The 21,851-nt window shown below is 46.3% G+C and carries 18 protein-coding genes and 1 other RNA gene; 9 read left to right on the top strand and 10 right to left on the bottom strand.

Annotated features, from left to right (window positions below; all coding sequences use genetic code 11):
- Positions 1-43: 43 nt before the first annotated feature.
- From BLU87_RS11705 to ssrS, 5 genes are all read right to left on the bottom strand, one after another.
- Positions 44-892 carry an SIR2 family NAD-dependent protein deacylase gene (locus BLU87_RS11705; protein ID WP_092348620.1) on the bottom strand — a complete coding sequence of 283 codons (849 nt, stop codon included), beginning with the start codon at positions 890-892 and terminating at the stop codon, positions 44-46.
- 5 nt (positions 893-897) lie between these two features.
- Positions 898-1,380, bottom strand: a complete 483-nt coding sequence (gene ybaK / locus BLU87_RS11700; RefSeq protein WP_092348616.1) for a Cys-tRNA(Pro) deacylase — start codon at positions 1,378-1,380, stop codon at positions 898-900.
- Between the two features lie 12 nt (positions 1,381-1,392).
- Positions 1,393-2,130, bottom strand: coding sequence for a rhomboid family intramembrane serine protease (locus BLU87_RS11695; protein ID WP_092348613.1), 738 nt, complete (start codon positions 2,128-2,130; stop codon positions 1,393-1,395).
- Positions 2,131-2,157: 27 nt separating this feature from the next.
- The gene (locus BLU87_RS11690; protein ID WP_092348610.1) at positions 2,158-3,342 is read right to left on the bottom strand and encodes a TraB/GumN family protein; all 1,185 of its coding nucleotides are present in this window, start codon (positions 3,340-3,342) and stop codon (positions 2,158-2,160) included.
- A 126-nt stretch (positions 3,343-3,468) separates the two neighbouring features.
- Positions 3,469-3,650: non-coding RNA, 6S RNA (gene ssrS / locus BLU87_RS11685), on the bottom strand.
- 169 nt (positions 3,651-3,819) lie between these two features.
- Between ssrS and BLU87_RS11680 the strand changes: the two genes are divergently transcribed.
- From BLU87_RS11680 to BLU87_RS11665, 4 genes are all read left to right on the top strand, one after another.
- Positions 3,820-4,200: a desulfoferrodoxin gene (locus tag BLU87_RS11680; protein WP_092348607.1), complete on the top strand. Its 381-nt coding sequence runs from the start codon at positions 3,820-3,822 to the stop codon at positions 4,198-4,200.
- A 164-nt stretch (positions 4,201-4,364) separates the two neighbouring features.
- Entirely contained in the window at positions 4,365-4,886 is a 522-nt protein-coding gene (locus tag BLU87_RS11675) for an RNA polymerase sigma factor (RefSeq protein ID WP_092348604.1), read from the top strand.
- Complete coding sequence (locus BLU87_RS11670; protein WP_092348601.1) at positions 4,883-5,356, top strand: hypothetical protein; 474 nt, start codon at positions 4,883-4,885, stop codon at positions 5,354-5,356. The genes BLU87_RS11675 and BLU87_RS11670 overlap by 4 nt, the downstream gene beginning before the upstream one ends.
- Positions 5,357-5,436: 80 nt before the next feature.
- Positions 5,437-5,976, top strand: a complete 540-nt coding sequence (locus tag BLU87_RS11665) for a DUF3106 domain-containing protein (protein ID WP_092348598.1) — start codon at positions 5,437-5,439, stop codon at positions 5,974-5,976.
- 76 nt (positions 5,977-6,052) lie between these two features.
- Here the strand turns inward: BLU87_RS11665 and BLU87_RS11660 are convergent, their stop codons facing one another.
- Positions 6,053-8,929, bottom strand: a complete 2,877-nt coding sequence (locus BLU87_RS11660; protein ID WP_092348595.1) for a biotin/lipoyl-containing protein — start codon at positions 8,927-8,929, stop codon at positions 6,053-6,055.
- Between the two features lie 64 nt (positions 8,930-8,993).
- Entirely contained in the window at positions 8,994-10,718 is a 1,725-nt protein-coding gene (locus BLU87_RS11655) for an acyl-CoA carboxylase subunit beta (protein WP_092348592.1), read from the bottom strand.
- Positions 10,719-11,775: 1,057 nt separating this feature from the next.
- Between BLU87_RS11655 and BLU87_RS11650 the strand changes: the two genes are divergently transcribed.
- On the top strand, positions 11,776-12,393 hold the full coding sequence (locus BLU87_RS11650) for a 2'-5' RNA ligase family protein (protein ID WP_092348589.1): 618 nt from the start codon (positions 11,776-11,778) through the stop codon (positions 12,391-12,393).
- Between the two features lie 33 nt (positions 12,394-12,426).
- Here BLU87_RS11650 and BLU87_RS11645 read toward each other — a convergent pair whose 3' ends face one another.
- A complete protein-coding gene (locus BLU87_RS11645; RefSeq protein WP_245706475.1) occupies positions 12,427-14,229 on the bottom strand; it encodes a YgiQ family radical SAM protein in 1,803 nt (600 codons plus the stop codon).
- Between the two features lie 321 nt (positions 14,230-14,550).
- On the opposite strand from BLU87_RS11645, the gene BLU87_RS11640 reads away from it, so the two are divergent.
- The 3 genes from BLU87_RS11640 to cydB are packed head-to-tail and all read left to right on the top strand — an operon-like array spanning position 14,551 to position 17,488.
- The gene (locus tag BLU87_RS11640; protein ID WP_092348583.1) at positions 14,551-14,769 is read left to right on the top strand and encodes a DUF4492 domain-containing protein; all 219 of its coding nucleotides are present in this window, start codon (positions 14,551-14,553) and stop codon (positions 14,767-14,769) included.
- 50 nt (positions 14,770-14,819) lie between these two features.
- The gene (locus BLU87_RS11635; RefSeq protein ID WP_217637504.1) at positions 14,820-16,355 is read left to right on the top strand and encodes a cytochrome ubiquinol oxidase subunit I; all 1,536 of its coding nucleotides are present in this window, start codon (positions 14,820-14,822) and stop codon (positions 16,353-16,355) included.
- A 2-nt stretch (positions 16,356-16,357) separates the two neighbouring features.
- Positions 16,358-17,488 (top strand): cytochrome d ubiquinol oxidase subunit II, encoded by a 1,131-nt coding sequence (gene cydB / locus BLU87_RS11630; protein ID WP_092348580.1) that lies wholly within the window; start codon positions 16,358-16,360, stop codon positions 17,486-17,488.
- Between the two features lie 182 nt (positions 17,489-17,670).
- On the opposite strand, the gene BLU87_RS17875 is transcribed toward cydB, so the two are convergent.
- Both BLU87_RS17875 and BLU87_RS11620 read right to left on the bottom strand, forming a co-directional pair.
- Positions 17,671-17,982 carry a HesB-like selenoprotein gene (locus tag BLU87_RS17875; protein ID WP_332925388.1) on the bottom strand — a complete coding sequence of 104 codons (312 nt, stop codon included), beginning with the start codon at positions 17,980-17,982 and terminating at the stop codon, positions 17,671-17,673.
- 93 nt (positions 17,983-18,075) lie between these two features.
- Positions 18,076-18,264, bottom strand: a complete 189-nt coding sequence (locus tag BLU87_RS11620) for an FmdB family zinc ribbon protein (protein ID WP_092348574.1) — start codon at positions 18,262-18,264, stop codon at positions 18,076-18,078.
- Positions 18,265-18,496: 232 nt separating this feature from the next.
- On the opposite strand from BLU87_RS11620, the gene BLU87_RS11615 reads away from it, so the two are divergent.
- A complete protein-coding gene (locus BLU87_RS11615) occupies positions 18,497-21,847 on the top strand; it encodes a transglutaminase family protein (RefSeq protein WP_092348571.1) in 3,351 nt (1,116 codons plus the stop codon).
- Positions 21,848-21,851 lie beyond the last annotated feature (4 nt).

The raw sequence follows: 21,851 nt of genomic DNA, 5'->3' as shown, positions 1-21,851 counted from the left end.
GAAACCGGATAACGCACCTGAGTTTTAAATATGCACGAATATACTAGCCATTTTTACAATCTGGAGGGAATCTCAAGACGTTGTTGATTCGGCTTAGAATCTCGACAGCACCAGCAGCAAAAGAATAATGTGGCGCTTGAATTTGTGGTTCACGTGGGTTAATCCTGATAACTCTGGTTTTTTGTTTATGCCCTAGGTTCTCGCTGAGGTGGCGGATGGTCGGAATCGCTGATCCTGCCCCTATTTCAATAACAACCATAGGGACATTCTTGTTCAGATATATGAACTCGTTAAAGTGTCTTTCTTGCCTGTCTGAACGCTTGGAAACCCAGGAGTAATCACCAAACATCAGAATGTTGGGTCTTGCTATCCGTTGACATCGTGGGCACTTGGGAACATCCCTTGAGCGCATGGTGGACTCATCAATAGTGAAACTACCGTCATTTATCCAGATGTTACCTGTACACGGAGCGGTGCATTGCAGATAATGGATTGAGCCATGAACCTCAAAAATCTGATCGTCTGCAAAGCCTGCCTTTTGGAATTGCCCATCCACGTTGGATGTGACGACAAAGGCGTTGTGTCCAAATTTTGTGATCCACTCCTGTAGAATTCTGAAGCCTGCGTGAGGGACCGTATCCCGGTAGATATTGGTGCGATGGCCATAGAATCCCCAACCAAAATGAGGGTCGGTCTCAAAATGATCTGGATTCGCAGCTTGCACAAAACTAAGTCCGAGCTGTGCATACATCGGGTAGGCATTCCAGAAACCCTGATCGCCACGAAAGTCTGGTAATCCAGAGTCAATACCCATTCCCGCACCCGCGGTAATGATCATCGCTTTGGCGTTGCGGATAGTCTCTGCTGCTGCTTGAATTTGTGATTCATCCATGATGCTTAGATGGCGACAGAGACAAGGGTTGGATTAAGGACGCTGATAAGATCTCTGGGGGCTAGTTCAACCAGAAGCCCGCGCCGGCCGCCGTTGATGGAGAGTTTTTCCAAATCAGCGATGGTCTCCTCCATATATACAGGGAGCTGCTGGCGCGTGCCAAAAGGGGAGATGCCGCCGGTTTGATAACCTGTTAATGCATCCGCTTTCTCTTTGGTACAAGGGGTGATTTTTTTGACGTTTAACTGCCTTGCCAGGTGTTTCAAAGAAACTTCACAATCACCATGCATGAGGATAATAAGGGGGTGTTGTTGATCATCTTCCATGATCAAGGTCTTGATCACCTGATGTTCATCAATATGTAATTCACGTGCACTCGCTCGAGTGCCGCCCTTGTCTTCATATTTATAAGGTTTCGGGGTGAATTTCACCTTATGTTTTTTTAATAGCCTGATCGCCTGAGTTGCTGGGACTTTGTCTCTTGCCATCTCCTCTTCCTTTTAATTGATCAGCCAGGAGGCAGGAATAAATGCAATGCTGACAACCGTAATCAGGACGCAAACAATGGCAATGGTCTTAAAAAGCTTCTCTGTCTTGCGTTGATCACGAATATTGATAGGCATAAACCAGCCAAGCGCCGCACCTGCGATTGCACCTCCAAGGTGGGCGGCATTATCAGCACCAACAATAATCCCGAAAACAAATGCCATCAGAGCCCATTGTAGCATGAAATTGCGTCGTTGTAGACCAATGCCGCCTCCGACACGGTGATAATAGCTGATAGAAAATCCAATCAAGCCAAAGATTGCCCCGGATGCACCAACGACGACAGTGACAGGATGCCAGAATAGACCAGCCACAGTGGCGATAATCGTTGCAAAAGTATAAACGGTGAACAGACGATGCCAGCCAAGTTCAGCCTCCAGAAGGGGACCAACCTGGTAAAGAACAACCATATTAAATCCCACGTGAATCAGACCACCGTGAGTAAATGCATAGGTGATACAACGCCACCATTCACTGTGGTCCAGAACCAACGGCCAATATTGTGCCCCCCAATGAACCAACAATCGTGGTGGAGGGTTCATGATGGCCTGCATGCCGAGGCCAAGAATTGTGCCGTGTAAAACCATCAGGGTGAAAAGGATGAGATTGGCATAGATGAGGGTTTGAACAAGGGTATTCCCCTGCAGAGATGATTTTAGAAAAAATTGTTGTCGGCGATATGAGCCACTCAAGACGGTATCTCCTGTTAAATGAGCTGATTAGAATAGGTTCTTTAACCAACCCAGAGCCACAAAGGTTCCGATGGATGAGCCGATGGATGAAAATAGAAAGACGAGTAGAACTCTGGCTAATCGATTTTGCCACCAGCCCTTGAATGTCATCAAATCCTCGCCAACATGTTCCATGTCGCGGACAGTGGGTGCTGCAACAAAGGATTGTACCAGGCCGGTCACAAAGCCAGCACCAATCGTTGGATTGAGTGATGTGATCGGCGCTGCGACAAAAGCGCTGAGCACAGTTGCGGGGTGACCCAAGGCTAATAATGTCCCCAACGCAGAGAAAAGACCATTAGCGAGGATCCAGGCCGTTGCGACGTTGGCCAGCTGGTCTCGATTACCAAAAAAAAATCCGCCGATAAACAAGATAATGACAATCCCCGGAATCAGCCAGGGGATGAGTTTAGAGAAAGTTGTTTTTGGTGGAACGATGGATATATCCGCGATCGTCTCAGGGCTGATCTCTTCCCCTTGTAATAAACGCATGATTCCGGGTAGATGTGCCGCACCTACAACCGCAAGAACCCTCTCTCCGGGTGCATTACGGATGTGATAGGCCATGTAGGTGTCCCGCTCATCAACCAGGATTTGTTTGACCGAAGGTAATAATTTTCCCATCTCATCGAGCATGCTTGACAAGGTATCGCTTTCGCGGAGTTTTGCCAGCTCCTGCTCATCTAATTCCTGTTTTTCGAACATACTGCCAAACAGTGATGCGACGACCTTCATCTTATTCCAAAAACCGGTTTTTCTCCAGACACGCAGAAGTGTGGTGCGGATGTTACGATCAACCAGTTCGACGATCATGCCCCGTTCTTCTGCTGTTTGGGCTGCCGCCGCCAACTCAGCACCCGGTTTGACTCCTGTATGTAGGCCCATCCGTTTTTGGTACGAGGACAGTGCTAGATTGGTGAGCAGAAAGGGGATCTGCTTCTTTTTGATCACTTCTTTAAGGTTGAGTGATTCCCACCCTTTCTTGTTAATCAGCGATTGGTAACGTTGTCTATCAAGTTCGACACAGACTGTATCTGGAACGACTTCGTCAATTGTACGGATGACGGTATCAACCGAATCTTGTGAGATGTGAGCGGTACCAACGAGAATAATGATCTTATCATCAACCTGTAGCTGCTTATAATCACCGCTGTTTTCCGGTAACTCTGCCAATTTTTCCCTCCGTAGGGTAAAAGAAAATAAAGTTTGAAAGTAGCACAGCAAATTGATTTCTAGCTACCGTTTTGGTGAATATAATAAAAGAGTCCAGCTTTTGCCGGACTCATACTTATGCTGGTAAAACTCTCCACCACTTCCGTGGGCCATTGGCCTCACATCGAGTGTCAATGAGGTGGGTTCGGCTGTAAATCCATCAGGCTCCCCACTGAAAATGTGGGTTTGCACACCGGATTCCTAAGACGATCCCGAAGGTTTTGCTATTCCGAGTGGACGTTCTGGCCTCACCTGAAGGGTAGAGAGTCAACCTTATATATCGTCAGTATATGAAATTTTTTAGGTCCGGTCAGTAAAATTAATGCAAATGATTTCAGTTCTTGAAATTATGCAAAATGGTGCTATTGTTACTGGATAGGTAATATTTGAGAGGTGTATCACGCACAACGTTATAACCCTTATAAAAGGAGAGCAAAAATGCCCAATCGTTTAGAAGTTTACAAATGTGAAATCTGCGGGAATATAGTTGAAGTGACCCACGAAGGTGCCGGAGCATTGGTTTGCTGTGGTAAGAATATGGTCCAAATGACAGAAAATACTACCGATGCCGCAACGGAGAAACATGTCCCCGTGATTACAATGGCAAATGGTACTGTCACTGTCAAAGTTGGTGATGTCGCTCACCCGATGATAGCCGAACACTACATTGAGTGGATTGAAATTTTGGTAGATGACAAAGTTTACCGTCAATATCTGCAAGCTGGTGAACCTGCTGAAGCAACATTCAATGTCTCGGCAACAGCGGTTACAGCCCGTGCATACTGTAACCTCCATGGGCTCTGGGCTGCAAAAGCCTGATATCTATTTATGCATGTTGGTAAAAAGTGGGTTGCCTATTTGGGCAACCCATTTTTTTTGTCAACGGTTTACCTGTCAAACCGTTTTACCTGATGTAAGATATTGAAAATAATCATTCCATTCTAGTCATTTTAGTCACTAGATGAAGGGTCAATAGATATTAAATGGAATTTTTTTTTAAATCCATAGAGCGTCAAGCTTATCGAATGGCTCTTTTTGCCTGCAGTAATCAGGACGATGCTCTTGATCTTGTTCAGGATTCCATGTGTAAGTTTGTCGCTAAATATCGGGACAAGCCGGAAGAAGAGTGGAAGGTTCTTTTTTACAAAATCCTGCAAAATAAAATCCGTGACTTTTATCGTAAGCAGTCTGTTCGTTCTCGGTGGCGAATGTGGCTGAAGAGAGATTTTGAAGACGCTGATGCTGAGCCGTTGGAACAGTTTCCTGACCCTGTGAACCGAACTCCAGAACATGAAACTGCAAACCAGCAAATGTTCACTTATTTACAGCAAGAGTTGAAAAAGCTGTCTTTGAAACAACAGCAAGTGTTTCTACTGCGTGCATGGGAAGGCTTGAGCGTTGGTGAAACTGCCTTGGCCATGAAATGTTCTGAGGGGACTATCAAAACTCACTATTTCAGGGCGACAGAGAAGCTGAAGAAAAAACTTGGGGAGCATTGGCTATGAATGATAAGAATAATAAGTTTCAGGAAAATATTTGTAAAGTCTTAGACCATTCTCTTAATGATTTAGGTGTAGGCATTGATACCAAGTTAGGTCGTCTGAAGTATCGGGCATTATCCTCTGTTGAATCTGAAAAACACTGGAGACCATTTTGGGGCAGCGTCTTTATGGCTGCATCTTTACTCTTTATTGTGCTATTTAACTTTCCTCAGGGACATCGGGGACCATTGACTTCACCCGATTTCACTGATTTGGACCTATTAACAGCTGAGGAATCTCTTGAATTTTATGCTGAAGATATTGAATTTTATGAGTGGCTTTCAGAAATCATGGAAAGTGATCCTACGCTTATTGATGAAGCTGTTCCTGTGCCTGCTAATACTCATTCCCAACTCCCTGATGGCTGGAGAGGGGGAAGAAAAAAACTTGCCCAGTCTGGAATTGATCGAGTTTCTTGGAACATTCGAGGATGAAGATGAAGGTTGGATCAATCCCTTTCAGCTCTTATCCATGGATGACGCAAACTTGGAGAGCGCTCAAACAGAGGTAACAGATGAAGAATAAATTTCTTTTGCACGCGAAACAATTGTTTGCATTCTTGTTGATTTTCTTGTTACTGACTTCTTCGTTATGGGCAAGTGGTTTTTCAGAATTGAATCAGCAACAACAAGAATTGCTAGGGAGCTATGTTAATAGTTGGGATGACTTATCTGCTGACAAGCAACAGCGACTTCTGAAAGGGGTGGATAAGTGGCTATCAATGACTCCGACTCAACAGACACAAGCCAGACAACAATTGGAAATGTGGAAAAACTTATCTCCACGGCAACAACAAAAAGCTAAGAGCAGGTTTGAGCTTTTCAATCAATTGTCCGCAGATAAAAAGAGACAGTTACGTGCAGTTCAATACCAATTTCATCGTTTGCCTGCGAAGACTAAAGCACAAATCAAAGCTGAATGGCAAAAAATGTCAGCCGAACAGAAATTGAATTTTAGACGCGCTTTAGAGATATCAAAATCTAGTCAACAGCAACAATCAAATTCCAACTCAGGTGATTCAGGTGATTCAGGTGGCTCAGGTGGTGGACGTTAGTTGGTTTGTTGCATTGTAAGTTAACGGGGCTCCGATGTTTTGGAGCCCCGTTTTTATTTACGAACTTAAGATGTCTCTATAAAATAGCTTTTAGATACTCTTTGGTTATGGTTTGCCTCTGTATTGCGAGTTTTTTCGGATCAATTTCAACAAACTTTTCATCAGGTGTGACCTTAAAGAGAGGCTGACCTTTCTTAACGATAGTGCCGTCGCCACCCTCAATGATAATTTTATCAATTGTTCCGGCAAAGGGCGCTGGAACCTTGTTAAACATTTTCATGACTTCCAGAATAAACAGAGGTTGCCCTTTGTCAAAGTGCATTCCTTCCGTGACAAAGGGAGGTAATCCTGGTGCTTCCTGCGCATAATACATCCCGCCTCCCGGAGTGACAACTTCATCAGCTTTAGTCGCTGGAGGTGGCACTAGAACTTTCTTCATTGCCGCCTGTAGTTCCGCATCATGAAGATATTCAGGGATTGTCACCTCAAGGTTCTCTTCAACTTTAAAATCATAGAAATTGGTTTTTTCAGCGATCATACAAAGCAGGCCAAGAAGTTCATTGCCGATCTCATAGCCGACATGAGCTTCTTGGATTTTTGCCCAGGTGTCTGCGTCATAGCCTCCCTGTGGAGTGTCGTTGAGGAGGATGTCATTGAGCTGGATATAGTCTTTTTTGCTGATCGCAAACTTTTCTTGTAGCTCGGCATAAAAGGCTAGGGCATCGTTGAGCAAATCCCGGTCATGGGTCCAAATGATCTCTGTTGACGGGGCTTGGTCTCTCCAGGTCATATGGAGATATTCGTAGGTTTCTTCAAGGATGATTAACGGATTGCAGATCCAGACTATGCGGTTATTTTCAAATTTGAATTTGGTTCGATTGAGACTTAACCATCCTGACAGTAAATGGGGATCATTTAGGAGAATTTCGATGGGGCGAGTTAATAATGTTCCTTTGCGATCGAGGGTCTCAGAAACTGCATTTGCCGCCTCAGGATTCCCCGCGTAGAGTTTGGCGTAGTTCTTTTTCATGACCATAAAGGCATAGACAATTTCTATCTTTTGCGCCTCTTCCTTGAGCTTTCCAACTAGTGTCAGGTAAGGGACAACAAAGCGGGTGGTTGGCTTCGCCATGATATTGTTGCCAATAAACCAGTTGACCAGACCATAGTGGAATTCTAGATTGGTTGCCAGATTGCTGCCACGAAGGACCGTGCTACGCAACACTTCTGATAGCTTATGGTAGCTGCTTTCGCGGTCTTCACCTTTGGTCAAGAGCAGCGCTATGTTGGAATCATAGGCACCAGCAAGGTGGTAGTTCATAAAGTGGTTAGTGTCGGGGTTTAATGTGCAAATCCCCTGATCATCGCGAATTTCGCCTTCAATCGGTTTTGACCAGTAATGGATGTATCCCCCGGCACTCGGTGATAAGGAACAGTCTGTTGCGTTCAGGCGTGCTTCAGCTCCGGCACCAAAGCGTGGAATCCGTACTGGACGTGGGAGCCGTTGTTTGTGTTGTGCCAGCAAGGCCATCGCTTCGACCAACGATTCAACGATGAAAAAATCATTCTCATCTTCTGGGTTTACGAACTTGAGACTGTAAACCAGCTCGGTCACCCGGTGTTCAACCTGAATTCGAGTGTTGACTTCCATGAAATAGTGGCGATTGCCGTCAACGATGCATTCAAAGGTCGATGCCGAATCAAGACCGACGGCTTCACCAAAGCGTTCGGATTCAGCTTCCATCCGTTTCAGGACTTCAAGATCCGCTTCCAGCGCCTGCTGTTGTTCTTTCAGTTTTGCTTGCTTCGCTTTTTCTATCTCCCGTTGCAGACCTTCTTGGGTCACTGATGTTTCCAGTAGTTTTTGTTCGTGCATCTGCAATGAACAATCACGCCCACCTAAAGCAATACTCCATTGACCGTTTCCGAGTAGCTGGATCTCATTATGGCGTGTTTGTTCGATATTGAGTTCGATCAAAATATTTTTGTTGTCACCGATGCCGTTGGTTTTAACCTCGTTTAAGATCTCTCGCACGAGTCCAGGGGCATCTGCTGCAGCTTCGTGTATCTGTTTGTCTGAGGGATTCTTTGAGGTCAATAAAGAGGCTCCAAGAATGCGTTGTCCTTTTCCTCCTCCGCCGCCGATCGCTTTGAGGCGAATGCGTGCTCCAGGGTAATTTCTGAACATCTCGGCACACTCTTGTTCGATTTGAACACAGAGTTCTTCAATGGAAAAAAGATCAATTCCTTTGTCGTATGAGGCAAAGAGGATCATGTCCGCAAGATCTTCCAGAGGAATTTTCTTGTTGTTGAGGACTTTTTTGTCAATCTTCAGATCTTCAGCTTTTGCTAAGGCCACTAACTGATCAAAGGTTTTATGCTTTTTGAGTAAGGTTCGGGCGGTGACATTATCAATGCCTGGAGTGACAGAAACATTAACCTGGAGAGCTGTCCGCTTGGCTTCATCTTTTTTACCAGCTGCCTGCTGAGTGCGAGAGCACGGGCCGATAAAGAGTAGGCCGGCGTTTTCCAGAGCAGCAACAAATTCATCATCTTCGGCCATGAATCCGTAGCCGGAAAAGACTGCGTTGTAGCCGTTGTCGAGAGCGATATCAATGATTTGTTGGATTCGTTCAAGCCGCTCTTCTTTTGAAGCACCACTATAGTCAGGAACCCTGTGGACACGGCGAGTATCGGTTAATTGTCGCAACTCTGGAGAAAGAGCATTGGGGTAAACAATCGAATCTTTTTCAGAAAGTAAGATGCCGAAATGAGTGATCCCCATCTCCGTGTAAACATCCATCGCCTCTTTGCGGATAGGGCCGCGGCAAACAATCAGTGGACAAAGGTCCTCACAGGAGAAAGAGCGCACCCACGCTGATGGGGATTGTCCTAGACGGCGGTCTTTATGGATCAAAGGATTATTGTTATAGAAGTCTGTTTTCTGGGTCATAGTTTTAATCTCCACTTTCTATGTGGTTGAAAATATAAATGTAATATATTTCAGTCCTCAACAATTAATGGAATTCACGCTGTACACTTTGCCATGCTGATGGCTTGTAGTGACGCAAGAAGAAGTTGAGGTTTTCGCCAAGGACCTTACGCAGGTCTGTTGGCATGACCAGTGAGGAGATCGAGCCCAGGGCCAGACCTTCTTTGGGGTTCATTAACTCTTTTTCATAGCGTTGGTTCAGGGCTGCTTCTTCTAGTTTCAGCCATTCAGCGGCTTCCTTTTCGGCGTCTTTTTTTGCATCGAGACCATCCATCCCTGCTTTCGTCCGTTCCAGAATATTCGCTGCTATGCGCTGTTTAACCGCTCCACGTACCTTACGCAGTTCAGATTTATAGACAAATTCTTTTCCTGCTGGGCCCATAACGGCAAGGCGGGTTGTTGGTAGAGCGAGAACCAGATCAGCCCCTGTTGGGTAATTATTATAAGAAGCGTAGGCGCCGCCGTAGGCATTGCGGAGTATCAACAGAATTCTCGGGGTCCGGACATCAACAATTGAATCTAGCATCGTCCGCCCAGCTTGGACGATGCCACGCGCTTCCTGTTCTCGGCCCGGCAAGAAACCGGTCGTATCCTCCATGAAAATCAGAGGAATATTGTAGATGTTACAGAAGCGGACGAAGCGGGCAATCTTTACTGCAGAATCACAATCAATTTGCCCTGAGGAAACCGCAGAATTGTTAGCGACAAAGCCGACAACGTTGCCCCCTAAGCGACCAAAAGCGGTGATGGCTTCACGAGCCCGGGTTGGTTGCATCTCAAAATAATCGCCGTGGTCACAGATTTGCTGGATGATGATGGAGACATCAAAGGGGGTATTAAATCCCGTCGGAGAATTGAATGCTTTTTTCAGCAAAGTGTTGATTTCCCACGTCTTGCGATCAATGGGATCACTTGTTTCCAGGAAGGGGGCCATTGTATGGTTGTTGTCGGGAATATAGCTGATAAGACGGACTGCTGTCCGCAGCGCTGCAGTTTCATCAGCGACCGTCAGATCGGTCACACCTGTCGCGGCATGCACCTTTGGCCCACCTAAGTCCTCTGGCGTGATGTCCTCACCCAGAACCGATTTAACAACACCGGGGCCGGTTAAGCCGAAGAAAGTTTCTTCGGGTTGGATGACAAAACTTCCCTGCCTCGGCAGGTAGGAACCGCCACCAGCGTTGAATCCGAACATGCACATCACCGTTGGGACCACTCCACTGATCTTACGCAGAGCGGTAAAAGCCTCAGCATAACCGTCGAGTCCACCAACACCCGCAGGGACAAACGCCCCGGCAGAGTCATTCATGCCGATCAGCGGAATCCCTTTTTCCCCAGCCATGTACATCAGTCGGGCCAGTTTTTGACCATTGGTCGCATCGATTGAACCAGCGCGAACAGTGAAGTCATGACCGTAAAGGGCGACATCGCGACCGCCAATATTCAAAATTCCTGTTACCAGTGATGCACCGTCTAAATTCTTTCCCCAGTTCTGGAACAGAATGTTCGGGTCATTATCCGTGAGAACTTTAATCCGTTCCCAAACCGTCATTCGTTTTTTGAAGTGTTGCTTTTCAATCTGGCCAACCGCCACCGATTTGATGGGTCGTTGGGTCAGTTCATAGCCTTCCTTCATGACCTCTTCGTAAGCACCAGTCTTCCCTGCGATTTCGCCCGGAATGTTAAACTCAACTTCTTCCGCTGTTGCGAGAGGATTTTGCAATGAGGGCTTAATTTTGGTTTTTGACATATGGGCATCCCTTTACAAAAAAAATTAAATTTTATCCGACCTGTCGGTGTTAGTGGCTTTGGCCGGACGAGCTTCAAATCTGAACTAAACTTAAGTGACGTTAAAGCTTGATTAAAAGTAGATAGAGCATAACTAAAACGCTGGTTTACTAACGCAAACAAACAAAAAATAGGCTATATTGTCAAGTGAAATTTTATTTAGGGTAAAAAATATTACTAAAAGTTAAGTAGGTATGGCGGTAAATACAACATTTGTCCTTTATTTGCGTTTTGTTTGTGAACTCTTCGTTGCCTCGCGTTTTGATGAATGATTTGTGGTGTAATATAAAGTTGTTTGTTAGTAAAATGGCTGGTTCTCTTTGATTGTAAGTCAAAAGAGCAAGGTCGCGGGGTTGCGGCCCCGCTCGACGCCTGACTTTTTTGTCGTGCCACAAAAAAGTCAGCAAAAAAGGGCACCCGACCTCCTTGCCCTGCGAGTTCCCTCCATTTCACAGCTGCTTTGAGGAGCGGCAAAAACTCGGGCTGTCGCCCTCAAACATTTGCCGCTCTAATCTCAAACCAGCTGCTCCATTGCGGCTGCGTCACACGGGAATTGACGACAAAACGTCTACTCTTCCCCCCCCCTGATCCCCGCGCTGGAGCGGAGCAAACCGGCGATGAAATAAGCGAGGAATGTTTGAGGGGCTGCAAGTCCCGAGTTTTGCGAGCGCATCGCTGGTTTGTGTAGTGGAAGGAACCTGCCTTGGCAGGCGCGGGGATTGGGGTGACCTCTTTTGGTGACTTTTCTATGTCGTGATAGAAAAGCCACTCGTCTGGCGGGACGAGACCCGCTGGTTTTCTTTGATTAGAACTCAACTGCTCCATTCCGACGACATCAAACAGAAGGGGGAAAATCTACAGTTGAAGTAAAAACGAACAGAAGAATAGTCTCCATAGCAAAAAATCGGTAAGATGTCTTTCGAATACAGTGAAACGCGCTCGATCAACATTTAGCGACACCATACGAGCCCAGTGTTGATCATAACTTCCCCTTTGCCAGAAGAGTTTGACGGATTCCCATGTTTGCCGATTTTTTAAATTTTGAGACAACCTTCCCGACAGAGCTGCTTGATTTTTCAGAGTGGCACAAGGGGATTAAGTACTTTGGATTCTGGGCGATTGAAATATCAGATCCGGCTTGCCAGGATAAAATCAGAGCGTATCAGGAGTACCTCTCCGGTAAATTACATCCCTGTTATAGGCGTCAACCGCATATGACTTTGGTCACGTCAGGCTTGCTTGCTGATCATCATTTCCATCAAGATTTAATGACACAGCAGGTCGACCAGATAGAGAAAAACCATTTTGAATCCTTTTCTTTACAGTTGTCTGGGTGTAATAGCTTTGCTGCTTGTCCTTATCTTTCAGTTCGTGACCCTCTGGGGAAATTGGATTCCATCCGTGCATGTTTGAATCAAATCTCAGCCGAATATGACACGGATCGCTACACTCCACACGTCACTCTGGGATTCTATAATAAAGCCTATAAAACAGCCGCTATGGTAAAGAAATTTTCTGCACTCAGCTCAAATGATATTGAGTTTACAGCCAATGAACTGGTCTTCGCTCAATATGAAACCAGAGATCTTCAAGGTCCCTATCAAGTTCTTCATCGCATTAAGTTAGACAGTTCTTGAGTCGAATTGTTATCACTCTAACGAGGCCGTGTCTTACCTTTTTTGCGTTGATTTCTTATGTCTGTGTTTTTTTCGTACGATTGTCTCAAAGAGAATGCCTGAATCTTTTTCTCGCCCACAAAGCTTCAATGCTTCAAGTATGTTCGGTCGGTTTTCTGGTAGATGCCAAAGTAAAAGAGCCTTTTGCAGACGCCTCTCTTTTGTTGTACGTGGAATGTGGATTTTCTGTCCGCTGAATGGATCTTTGCCCGTATGGTAGATGCAAGTGGAGAGGCTTCCCGGTGTGGGGGTGAAATCCTGAACCTGTTCAACTTTAAGTTGGTGTTTCTTCAGGTAGAGGGCGACATCGATCATGTCATTGACCGTACAGCCCGGGTGGCTGCTGATCAGGTAGGGGACAATCCCCTGGCGTAATCCGAGTTCACGACTTTTTTGGCGGAATTGATCAAGAAAGTTGGTGAATACGCTGGCGCCAGGTTTGCGCATGACCTGGGTAACTTTGTCGCTGGTTGATTCGGGGGCAACTTTGAGTAAGCCACCAACATGATGCTGGATGAGGTCTGTAAAGTAATGTTTCTGCATTGGTAGTAGGTCGTAACGAATCCCTGAAGCAACAAAAGTATGTTTCACCTTTTTGTGTTGACGTATCTTTTTGAGTAGTCTGGTTGCGGGTTGGTCATCGGTGATCAGATTTTTGCACACATCGGGGAACAGACAGCTTGCCCGTTTGCAACTTTTCTCCACCATGGGATGGCTACAATGCAGACCGTACATGTTGGCTGTCGGGCCGCCGACGTCGCTAATGGTGCCGCGAAAATCGTCTTGTGAACAGATAGTGTCAATTTCCCGTAGGATCGAGCGTTCAGAACGGGATTGAATAATTTTGCCTTGATGATGGGTGATAGCACAAAAGGCGCAGCCACCAAAACAGCCGCGATGACTGGTGACAGAGGTGCGGATCTGCTCAAAAGCGGGGATCTCCTGGCTATAACTGGGGTGGGGATGACGCTGAAAGGGCAGATCGTAGGTTTGATCCAGCTTTTCGGTTGAAAGTGGCAACGATGGCGGATTGATAATAACAGTTCGGATGCCATGTTGTTGCGCCAGTGGTTTGGCAGAAAAGGGATTGACCTGTTCACTGGCGAGCTTAAAAGCCAGATTGTAGGCATCGGGCGATTCAGAGACTAGCTCAAATGACGGGAGGGGGAGGGGATTGTCTTGCGGCTCTTTGGTGACAAAAGCTGTCCCTCTAATATCTTGTAAAGTGTCAATCGATTCACCTGCTTTTAAGCGTTGCGCGATTTCCAGCAGTGATGTCTCCGCCATACCATAAAGAAGTAAATCCGCCTTGCTATCAACCAGAATAGATCTTCTGACTTTGTCGGACCAGTAGTCGTAATGTGCCAACCGTCGCAAGCTGGCTTCAATCCCGCCTATGACCGTTGGTAAGCCTTTGAATGCCCCTTTGACCGCGGCGGTATAGGCGATGACGGCTCGATTAGGTCGCTTACCTGCGACTCCGCCGGGGGTGTAGGCGTCATTGTGTCGAAGTTTTTTGGCCGCTGTATAGTGATTCACCATTGAGTCCATGGCTCCGGCTGCGATGGCTGCAAATAGGCGTGGCCGTCCCATTACGGTGAACGCTTCAGGGGTTTTCCAGTCGGGCTGCGCGAGGATACCAACACGAAAGCCATAACTCTCCAGAAGTCGAGCTAATAGTGCTGTTCCGAAAGCTGGATGATCAATGTATGCATCTCCGCTGATAAACAGGATATCTAACTCTTGCCATCCCTTTGCCACCATTTCTGCGCGACAGGTTGGTAAGAAAGTTGTCATATTTAATTTCTGTTTTTGTGGCATAGGTAAACAGTCAGTTGAGGAAAATTCTAATTTGATTACGTTGATCGTTTAACCTTCGTCTCCTGCAATGCAAGCTCCGTAGTTATCGCAATAAGAGTGGCTTATCCGACCTTTTTAGTCAACATTATTTTTAACATCTTTTTATAAATGATCAACAATTACAAATCTTTAGAAAATTGAATATATCATACTTGCTGGTATAATTGTCCTTGACTCTTATTTGATGTTGGGTGTAAATATCACCGCAATGGTTATATATATGAGGCCTGTTTTGCATACGTTATTGGTGCTGAGATAATGATTAAAAATGTTTTTAATTTTTACTACGACGGTTTTCGCTCGATGGTTGTTGGGCGGACACTGTGGAAAATCATCCTCATAAAGTTGTTCATCATGTTTGCTATTCTTAAACTTTTCTTTTTTCCTGATTTCCTGGCAACAAACTTTGATACGGATGCGGAACGAGCAGATCATGTGTTGAATAATCTGACTCAACCTGCATCGAGTACTCAGTAAATATTTTTTGGGGTAACCCTGACCACAACAATAAGGATAGGAGGTAGAACGTGATTGAACAGGTCGATTTGACTATGGTGAACTGGGCGAGAGCCACGTTTGCTTTAACCGCCATGTATCATTGGCTTTTTGTGCCTTTGACGCTTGGCCTCTCTTTCCTCTGCGCATTTTTCGAATCTATTTATGTGAAAACCGGGGATGAGCAGTGGAGGAGATTAACCCGTTTCTGGATGACTTTATTTGGTATTAACTTTGCTATCGGGGTTGCGACCGGTATCATTCTGGAGTTTGAATTTGGCACCAACTGGTCAAATTATTCCTGGATGGTTGGCGATATTTTTGGCGCTCCACTGGCGATCGAAGGGATTGCAGCATTTTTCCTTGAAGCGACTTTTTTTGCTGTTATGTTTTTCGGTTGGAATCGGGTTTCAAAAAAAGCTCACCTGTTTGCGACCTGGATGGTGGCCGTTGGCTCCAATCTTTCCGCTGTCTGGATTCTGATCGCCAACGGCTGGATGCAACATCCGGTCGGAATGAAATTCAATCCGGATTTGGCACGTTTTGAGATGGTTGATTTTGGCGCTCTGGTCTTCTCTCCTGTCGCAATCAGTCACTTTGTCCATGTCACCAGTTCTGGCTTTTTGTATGCGTCATTGTTTGTTGTTGCGGTTTCCAGTTGGTATTTGCTGAGAAAACGGCACCTTCTGTTTGCGAAGCGTTCTTTGACGGTTGCCTGTACCTTTGGTTTGCTCGCCTCTCTGTTTGTGGCTTACACGGGTGATGAGCATGCTTACCACGCTGCTAATGTCCAGCCGATGAAGTTAGCCGCGATGGAAGGACTTTACGATGGCGAGCGCTCTGCCGGGTTGGTTGCAGCCGGTTTATTGAATATGAGTAAGGCTCCCGGGGATGATGAGGATTCCTTTATTTTTCAAGTCAAGGTCCCCATGGTTTTGTCATTGTTAGCTAACCGTGAAATTAATAGCTTTGTCCCCGGCATCAATGATCTGGTTTATGGTAACGAAGCTGAAAACGTTATGGGGGTCGAAGAGAAAATGGTGCGTGGCAAACTCGCCGTTGCGGGACTTGGCGACTACAAAGCGGCCAAGACCTCTGGCGATCAACTTGCCGCAGGTAAGGCGCTGTCTCTGTTTGACGAAAATAGTGACTATCTTGGTTATGGATATTTGGACTACGCTGAACAAGCAGTCCCCTATGTGCCGATTATTTTCTATGCTTTTAGAGTCATGGTGGGATTGGGGACATTCTTTATCCTCGTTTTTATGGTTTATCTCTACTTTCTGTATAAAGATCAGTTGCTGAAGCAACCGTTGTTATTGAAGCTTGGGATGTTCACTTTCTTCCTTGGTCTTATCGCTCAACAAGCAGGTTGGATTGTCACGGAAGTCGGACGGCAACCTTGGGCCATTCAGGGTTTACTGCCTGTCACCGTCGCCAGATCTAACCTTGATTCTGGAACCGTCGAAGTGACCTTCTTTATGTTCCTTATTCTGTTTTCTGCTTTGCTGATCGCCGAGCTCAAAATAATGGCCAAGCAAATTTCTATTGGTCCGGAAGGAGATTGATTATGTTTGGCAGTTTAGACTTATCTGTTTTGCAACAATTATGGTGGTTTATTACGACACTGGTCGGGTCCTTGTTCGTGTTCTTGACCTTTGTCCAGGGTGGTCAAACCCTCCTTTCAACTCTCGGTCTGACAGAAGATGAGAAGGTTCTGGTGGTGAACTCTCTGGGGCGTAAATGGGAACTCACATTTACCACTCTGGTCCTTTTTGGTGGGGCTCTTTTTGCGGCCTTTCCACTGTTTTATGCCACTAGCTTTGGTGGGGCTTACTGGGTCTGGATTCTGATTTTGTTTACCTTTATCATTCAGGCCGTCAGCTATGAATATCGCCGTAAACCCAATAATTTTCTTGGCAAAGGGATTTTTGACGCTTTTTTGTTTGTCAATGGCTCCGTTGGTATTCTGCTGATCGGTGCCGCCGTTGGCACCTTTTTTACTGGTTCTAATTTTACCCTGAATGAATACAACCTGGTGCAGTGGCAGCATGTTCTGCGTGGCTTGGAAGCGGCCTTCAGTTTTTTTAATCTCAGCTTTGGATTGTTCATGGTCTTTTTGGCGAGAACCTTGGGGGCCTTGTATCTAACCAACAATCTTGATCACGAAAGTCTCGTTGCAAAGTTGAAAATATCTTCTTTTAATAATCTTCTTTGTGCACTCCCTTTTCTCATTTATGTGTTGATCCGTCTTGTGATGATGGATGGTTACGCGGTGAATCCGGTTGATAACACTGTGACTCTGGAAGCAAATAAGTATTTTTATAACTTGATCCAGATGCCCCTGAACCTGATTCTGCTTCTAGCCGGTCTTGTGTTAGTTGTCTATGGCGTGACTCTGAACCGTTTTACTGCATCTGTGCGAGGTATTTGGCCAGCAGGTTTAGGGACTGTGATGACGTGTCTGGCGATATTCTTTGTCGCCGGTTATAACAACACCGCTTTTTATCCATCTAAAATTGATTTGGCGAGTAGCCTGACGATCTATAATGCTTCAAGTAGCCATTATACGTTGACGGTGATGAGTTATGTCGCGTTGCTGGTTCCCGTTGTCCTTGCCTATATTATTTGGTTCTGGAGACAGATGGACAGCAAGAAATTGACGCTAGAAGAGTTAGTAACTGATAAGAAAAGCTATTAAACAGGAGTAAATTATGATTCCGTTATTTTTATGGTTGATTCTCATTGTTGCATCTTACGTTGGTTCTCTTAAATTATTGAGTAAGTGGAATCTATTGTAGTCAGGTGAGAAGAGTCTTTATCGGTTAAAGGGCCTCGCTTCTTGTGTTGCGAGGCCCTTTTTTATGCTTTGTCAAAAAAGGTCTAGCAACCGCTACAGCCACTACTTGAACAGCTACTTCCTGTTACCGGAGCAATGGAAAAGCCTTGCCCATAGGTATTACTGATGAAGTCAATCTGGTTCTCTTTGGTGTGAGGAAGAACGGTGTTGTCAATGAGGATCTCTATTTCGTTAATGGTATAAATTTTTTCATCACTTTTTAACTCATCCAGAGTCAAGCCCAAGCTGGGGCCACCTCAGCCAAAGCCTTCAAATACGACGCGTAGATACTTTCCGGAATGCTCTTTCATCAGTTCTTTTAATTTGTCACGTGCAGTGTCTGTAATCGATAACATCTTTACTACTCTCCTTTGTCCTTTTACTATGAGTTATAAGGTTCATCTGAATGTGATAACCTTTTGGATAGAGACTCTATCCTTTTGTTAACCTCAGGTAAATCCGCTACCAGCTGGGGCGCTACAGGTACCACCACCGCTAGAAGAGGCTGCTGAAGTTAAAGAAACGGATCGGGTTGCGATTTTTCCACACGCAGGGCAAGGGACTTGCGCGACGGGCTTTCGTTGGATTTTTTCAACTGTTTGTCCGCAATGTTCACAACGGTATTCATAGATTGGCATAACATTGACCTCCACCTGAGTTGATCTAATACATTCGAATAATCATATATTGTTTTGTCACTGGAGACAAGGGGGCTGCGATCTTTGTGGGAGCTTTCTATCTTATTTTGTCAACAAACGAAAGTGGGAAAACAATAATCTTGCGTATTTGCCCTGAACAATTGATTATGGAGGTGTTTTAGTGGCATTTCAGCTCATGTAATCTAATAAACAACCAATGTCAGGATGCCTTATGCCCATTCGTATTGCCTGTAATCATGTCACCAGCTATAAGTTTGACCGTCCGGTATCATTATCCCCCCACATTTTAAGGCTACGGCCAGCACCTCACTGCCGTACCCCGATCCATGCTTATTCTTTGAAGGTTCTCCCTGAGACTCACTTTTTGAACTGGCAGCAGGATGCTTTTGGTAACTATGTGGCGCGGTTGGTTTTTCCTGAAAAGACCGATGTGTTGCGTTTTGAAGTTGAAGTCATTGCTGATATGACCGTCTATAATCCGTTTGACTTCTTTATCGAAGAATCTGCGGAGAAATACCCTTTCAACTATAGCAAGCTCGAATATACAGAACTTGCTCCTTACTTACAGAAGGTTGTGACCGGGCCCCATTTGCAAAAATGGTTAGAGCGGATTGATCGTAGTGAAGTTCTCACTATCGACTTTCTCGTCGAGGTCAATCGTCAAGTGCAGGAGACAGTCAATTATTCTGTGCGGATGGAGGCGGGGGTGCAGAGTTGCGAAACGACCTTGCAGCGGCAGATTGGTTCCTGTCGTGATTCTGCTTGGTTGCTGGTACAGATCTTCAGACATTTAGGCATTGCGGCGAGATTTGTCAGCGGTTATCTGGTGCAATTGACGGCCGATGAGAAAGCCCTTGATGGTCCCTCTGGACCTGAAGCCGACTTTACCGATCTACATGCCTGGACCGAAGTCTATATCCCCGGTGCCGGTTGGATAGGTCTTGATCCGACCTCTGGTTTGCTGGCCAGCGAAGGCCATATTCCATTGGCTTGTACGCCCCATCCCACCAGCGCAGCACCAGTGACTGGCGGGATGGATCTGTGTGAAGTTGAGTTTGAGCACAGTAATACGGTGACCCGCATTCACGAAGACCCACGGGTCACCAAGCCCTATAGTGATGACCAGTGGGCGTTGATTAATGCTCTCGGACAGCAGGTCGATGAAGATCTGCTCGCTGACGATGTCCGCCTGACTATGGGCGGCGAACCAACCTTTGTCTCCATTGACGATATGGAAAGCGAGCAATGGAATACCAGTGCTGATGGACCGCATAAGCGAGAATTGGCTTATAATTTGACGCTGCGTCTGCGTGACACCTTTACTACCGGTGGCTTGCTACACTTTGGCCAGGGGAAGTGGTATCCGGGAGAGCCTTTACCGCGTTGGGCCAATAGTTGCTTCTGGCGTAAAGACAAAGAGCCGATCTGGCACAACCCTGAGTTGTTAGCCGATATTAACAAAGATTATCACGTTGACCATCAGGACGCTGAGAAGTTTGCTAACCGTTTGGTTGAACATCTGGCGATCAATCAAGAATATCTCGTCCCTGGTTATGAGGATACCCTCTACTGGTTGTGGAAAGAGGGCACAGTTCCTGCCAATGTCGACCCGCTAAAAGCTAATCTTAAAGATTCTTCGGAACGTCGCACCCTGGCACAGGTTCTGGAAAAAGGGCTCGGTGATCCGGTGGGATATGCTCTGCCGTTAAAATGGGATCCAGAGAGAGAGGGTTGGAGCAGTAGTCACTGGGAATTCAGGCGTGAGCAGATGTTTTTGATTCCGGGTGATTCCGGTATGGGGTTACGTTTGCCGTTGGATTCTCTCCCTTGGGTCGCACCGGAGAAGCGCGAACCATTCTTTCAACAGAATCAGTTTCAACCGTTGCCACCACTGGAAAACTACCGAGGTCTCTGGTCTGGTCGGTTAATTTCAGAGCAACAACCAGAGCTTGAAAAGGCTGCTTACGAAGAGGAGCAGCAGGTTGAGGTTACGCACACCGCTCTCTGTGTCGAAGCGCGACAGGGGCGGTTGTATATCTTCATGCCTCCACTGAGTTCTTTGGAAGAATATCTGCATCTGATCAGTATTCTGGAACTTACCGCAGAAGAACTTAGTCTCCCCGTGGTGATTGAAGGCTATGAGCCTCCCAGAGATTGGCGCATCGAACGTTTTTCTGTCACTCCGGATCCGGGGGTAATTGAGGTCAATATTCATCCGGTTGGCAGTTGGCAGGAGATTGTTGATAATACCGTACGTTTATACGAAGATGCGCGGCAATGTCGTCTCGGGACAGAGAAGTTTATGCTTGATGGACGCCACACCGGGACCGGAGGTGGTAATCATATCACCCTTGGTGGGGCAACCCCGGCTGACAGTCCGATGCTGCGTCGCCCAGATTTACTGCGTAGTTTGGTGACCTTCTGGCAACATCATCCTGGACTTTCTTATTTGTTTTCCGGGATGTTTATGGGGCCAACCAGTCAGGCGCCGCGCATAGATGAAGCCCGCGATGATTCTCTATATGAACTCGAAATTGCTTTTCAACAGATGCCGGAAGGGGAGGTCGCTGCCCCCTGGTTGGTTGATCGATTGATGCGCAATCTTCTGATTGATGTGACCGGCAACACCCATCGTTCTGAGTTCTGTATTGATAAACTCTATTCACCGGACAGCTCTACCGGACGTCTCGGGATCGTGGAGTTGCGGGCCTTTGAAATGCCGCCCCACGCGCGGATGAGTCTGGTACAAAATTTGTTGTTGCGGACCCTGATTGCCTGGTTCTGGAAAGAGCCGTATAAACATGACCTGATCCGCTGGGGAACGGCATTACATGACCGTTTCTTGCTGCCTCACTATGTGCGGCAGGATATCAAAGATGTTATTGCTGCGCTGCAGACAGCGGGATACCCGTTTCAGGCAGACTGGTTTGATCCGTTTTTCGAATTCCGTTTTCCCCGCTATGGAACTGTCCAGATTGAAGGTATTGAGCTGGAATTGCGCTTTGCAATCGAGCCTTGGCATGTCCTTGGTGAAGAGGTCACTAGTCAGGGGACAGCACGTTACGTTGATTCTTCTGTGGAACGGTTACAATTACATGTTACCGGATTGACAGAAGGGCGACATGTCATTACTTGTAATGGCCGCCGTTTACCGCTGCACAATACTGGTCGCAACGATGAGTTTGTCGCCGGCGTTCGCTATAAGGCCTGGCAGCCCCCTTCTGCGCTTCACCCAACGATCAAATCTGATTCTCCTCTGGTCTTTGATATTATCGACACTTGGAACGGCCATTCGATTGGTGGTTGTACCTATCATGTTGCCCATCCCGGAGGACGAAGTTACGAAGACTTTCCGGTCAATGCGATCACTGCTGAGTCACGCCGGGTCTCTTTATTTCGAGATACGGAACACACCCAAGGCTTACTTCAGCCACAACCTGAATTCAAACGTCTTGGTAAATTCTTCCCTGAGGGAACAGTGCCAGGACCTATGGCGCCGCCAATTGAAGAGTACAATGTGGAATTTCCCTATACTCTTGATCTGCGTCGCCAGCGTCAATAACAAT

Source organism: Desulfuromusa kysingii (genome assembly GCF_900107645.1).
Taxonomy (GTDB): domain Bacteria; phylum Desulfobacterota; class Desulfuromonadia; order Desulfuromonadales; family Geopsychrobacteraceae; genus Desulfuromusa; species Desulfuromusa kysingii.
The sequence above is the reverse complement of the archived record's forward strand: the minus strand, read 5'-3'. Positions and strand labels throughout refer to the sequence as shown.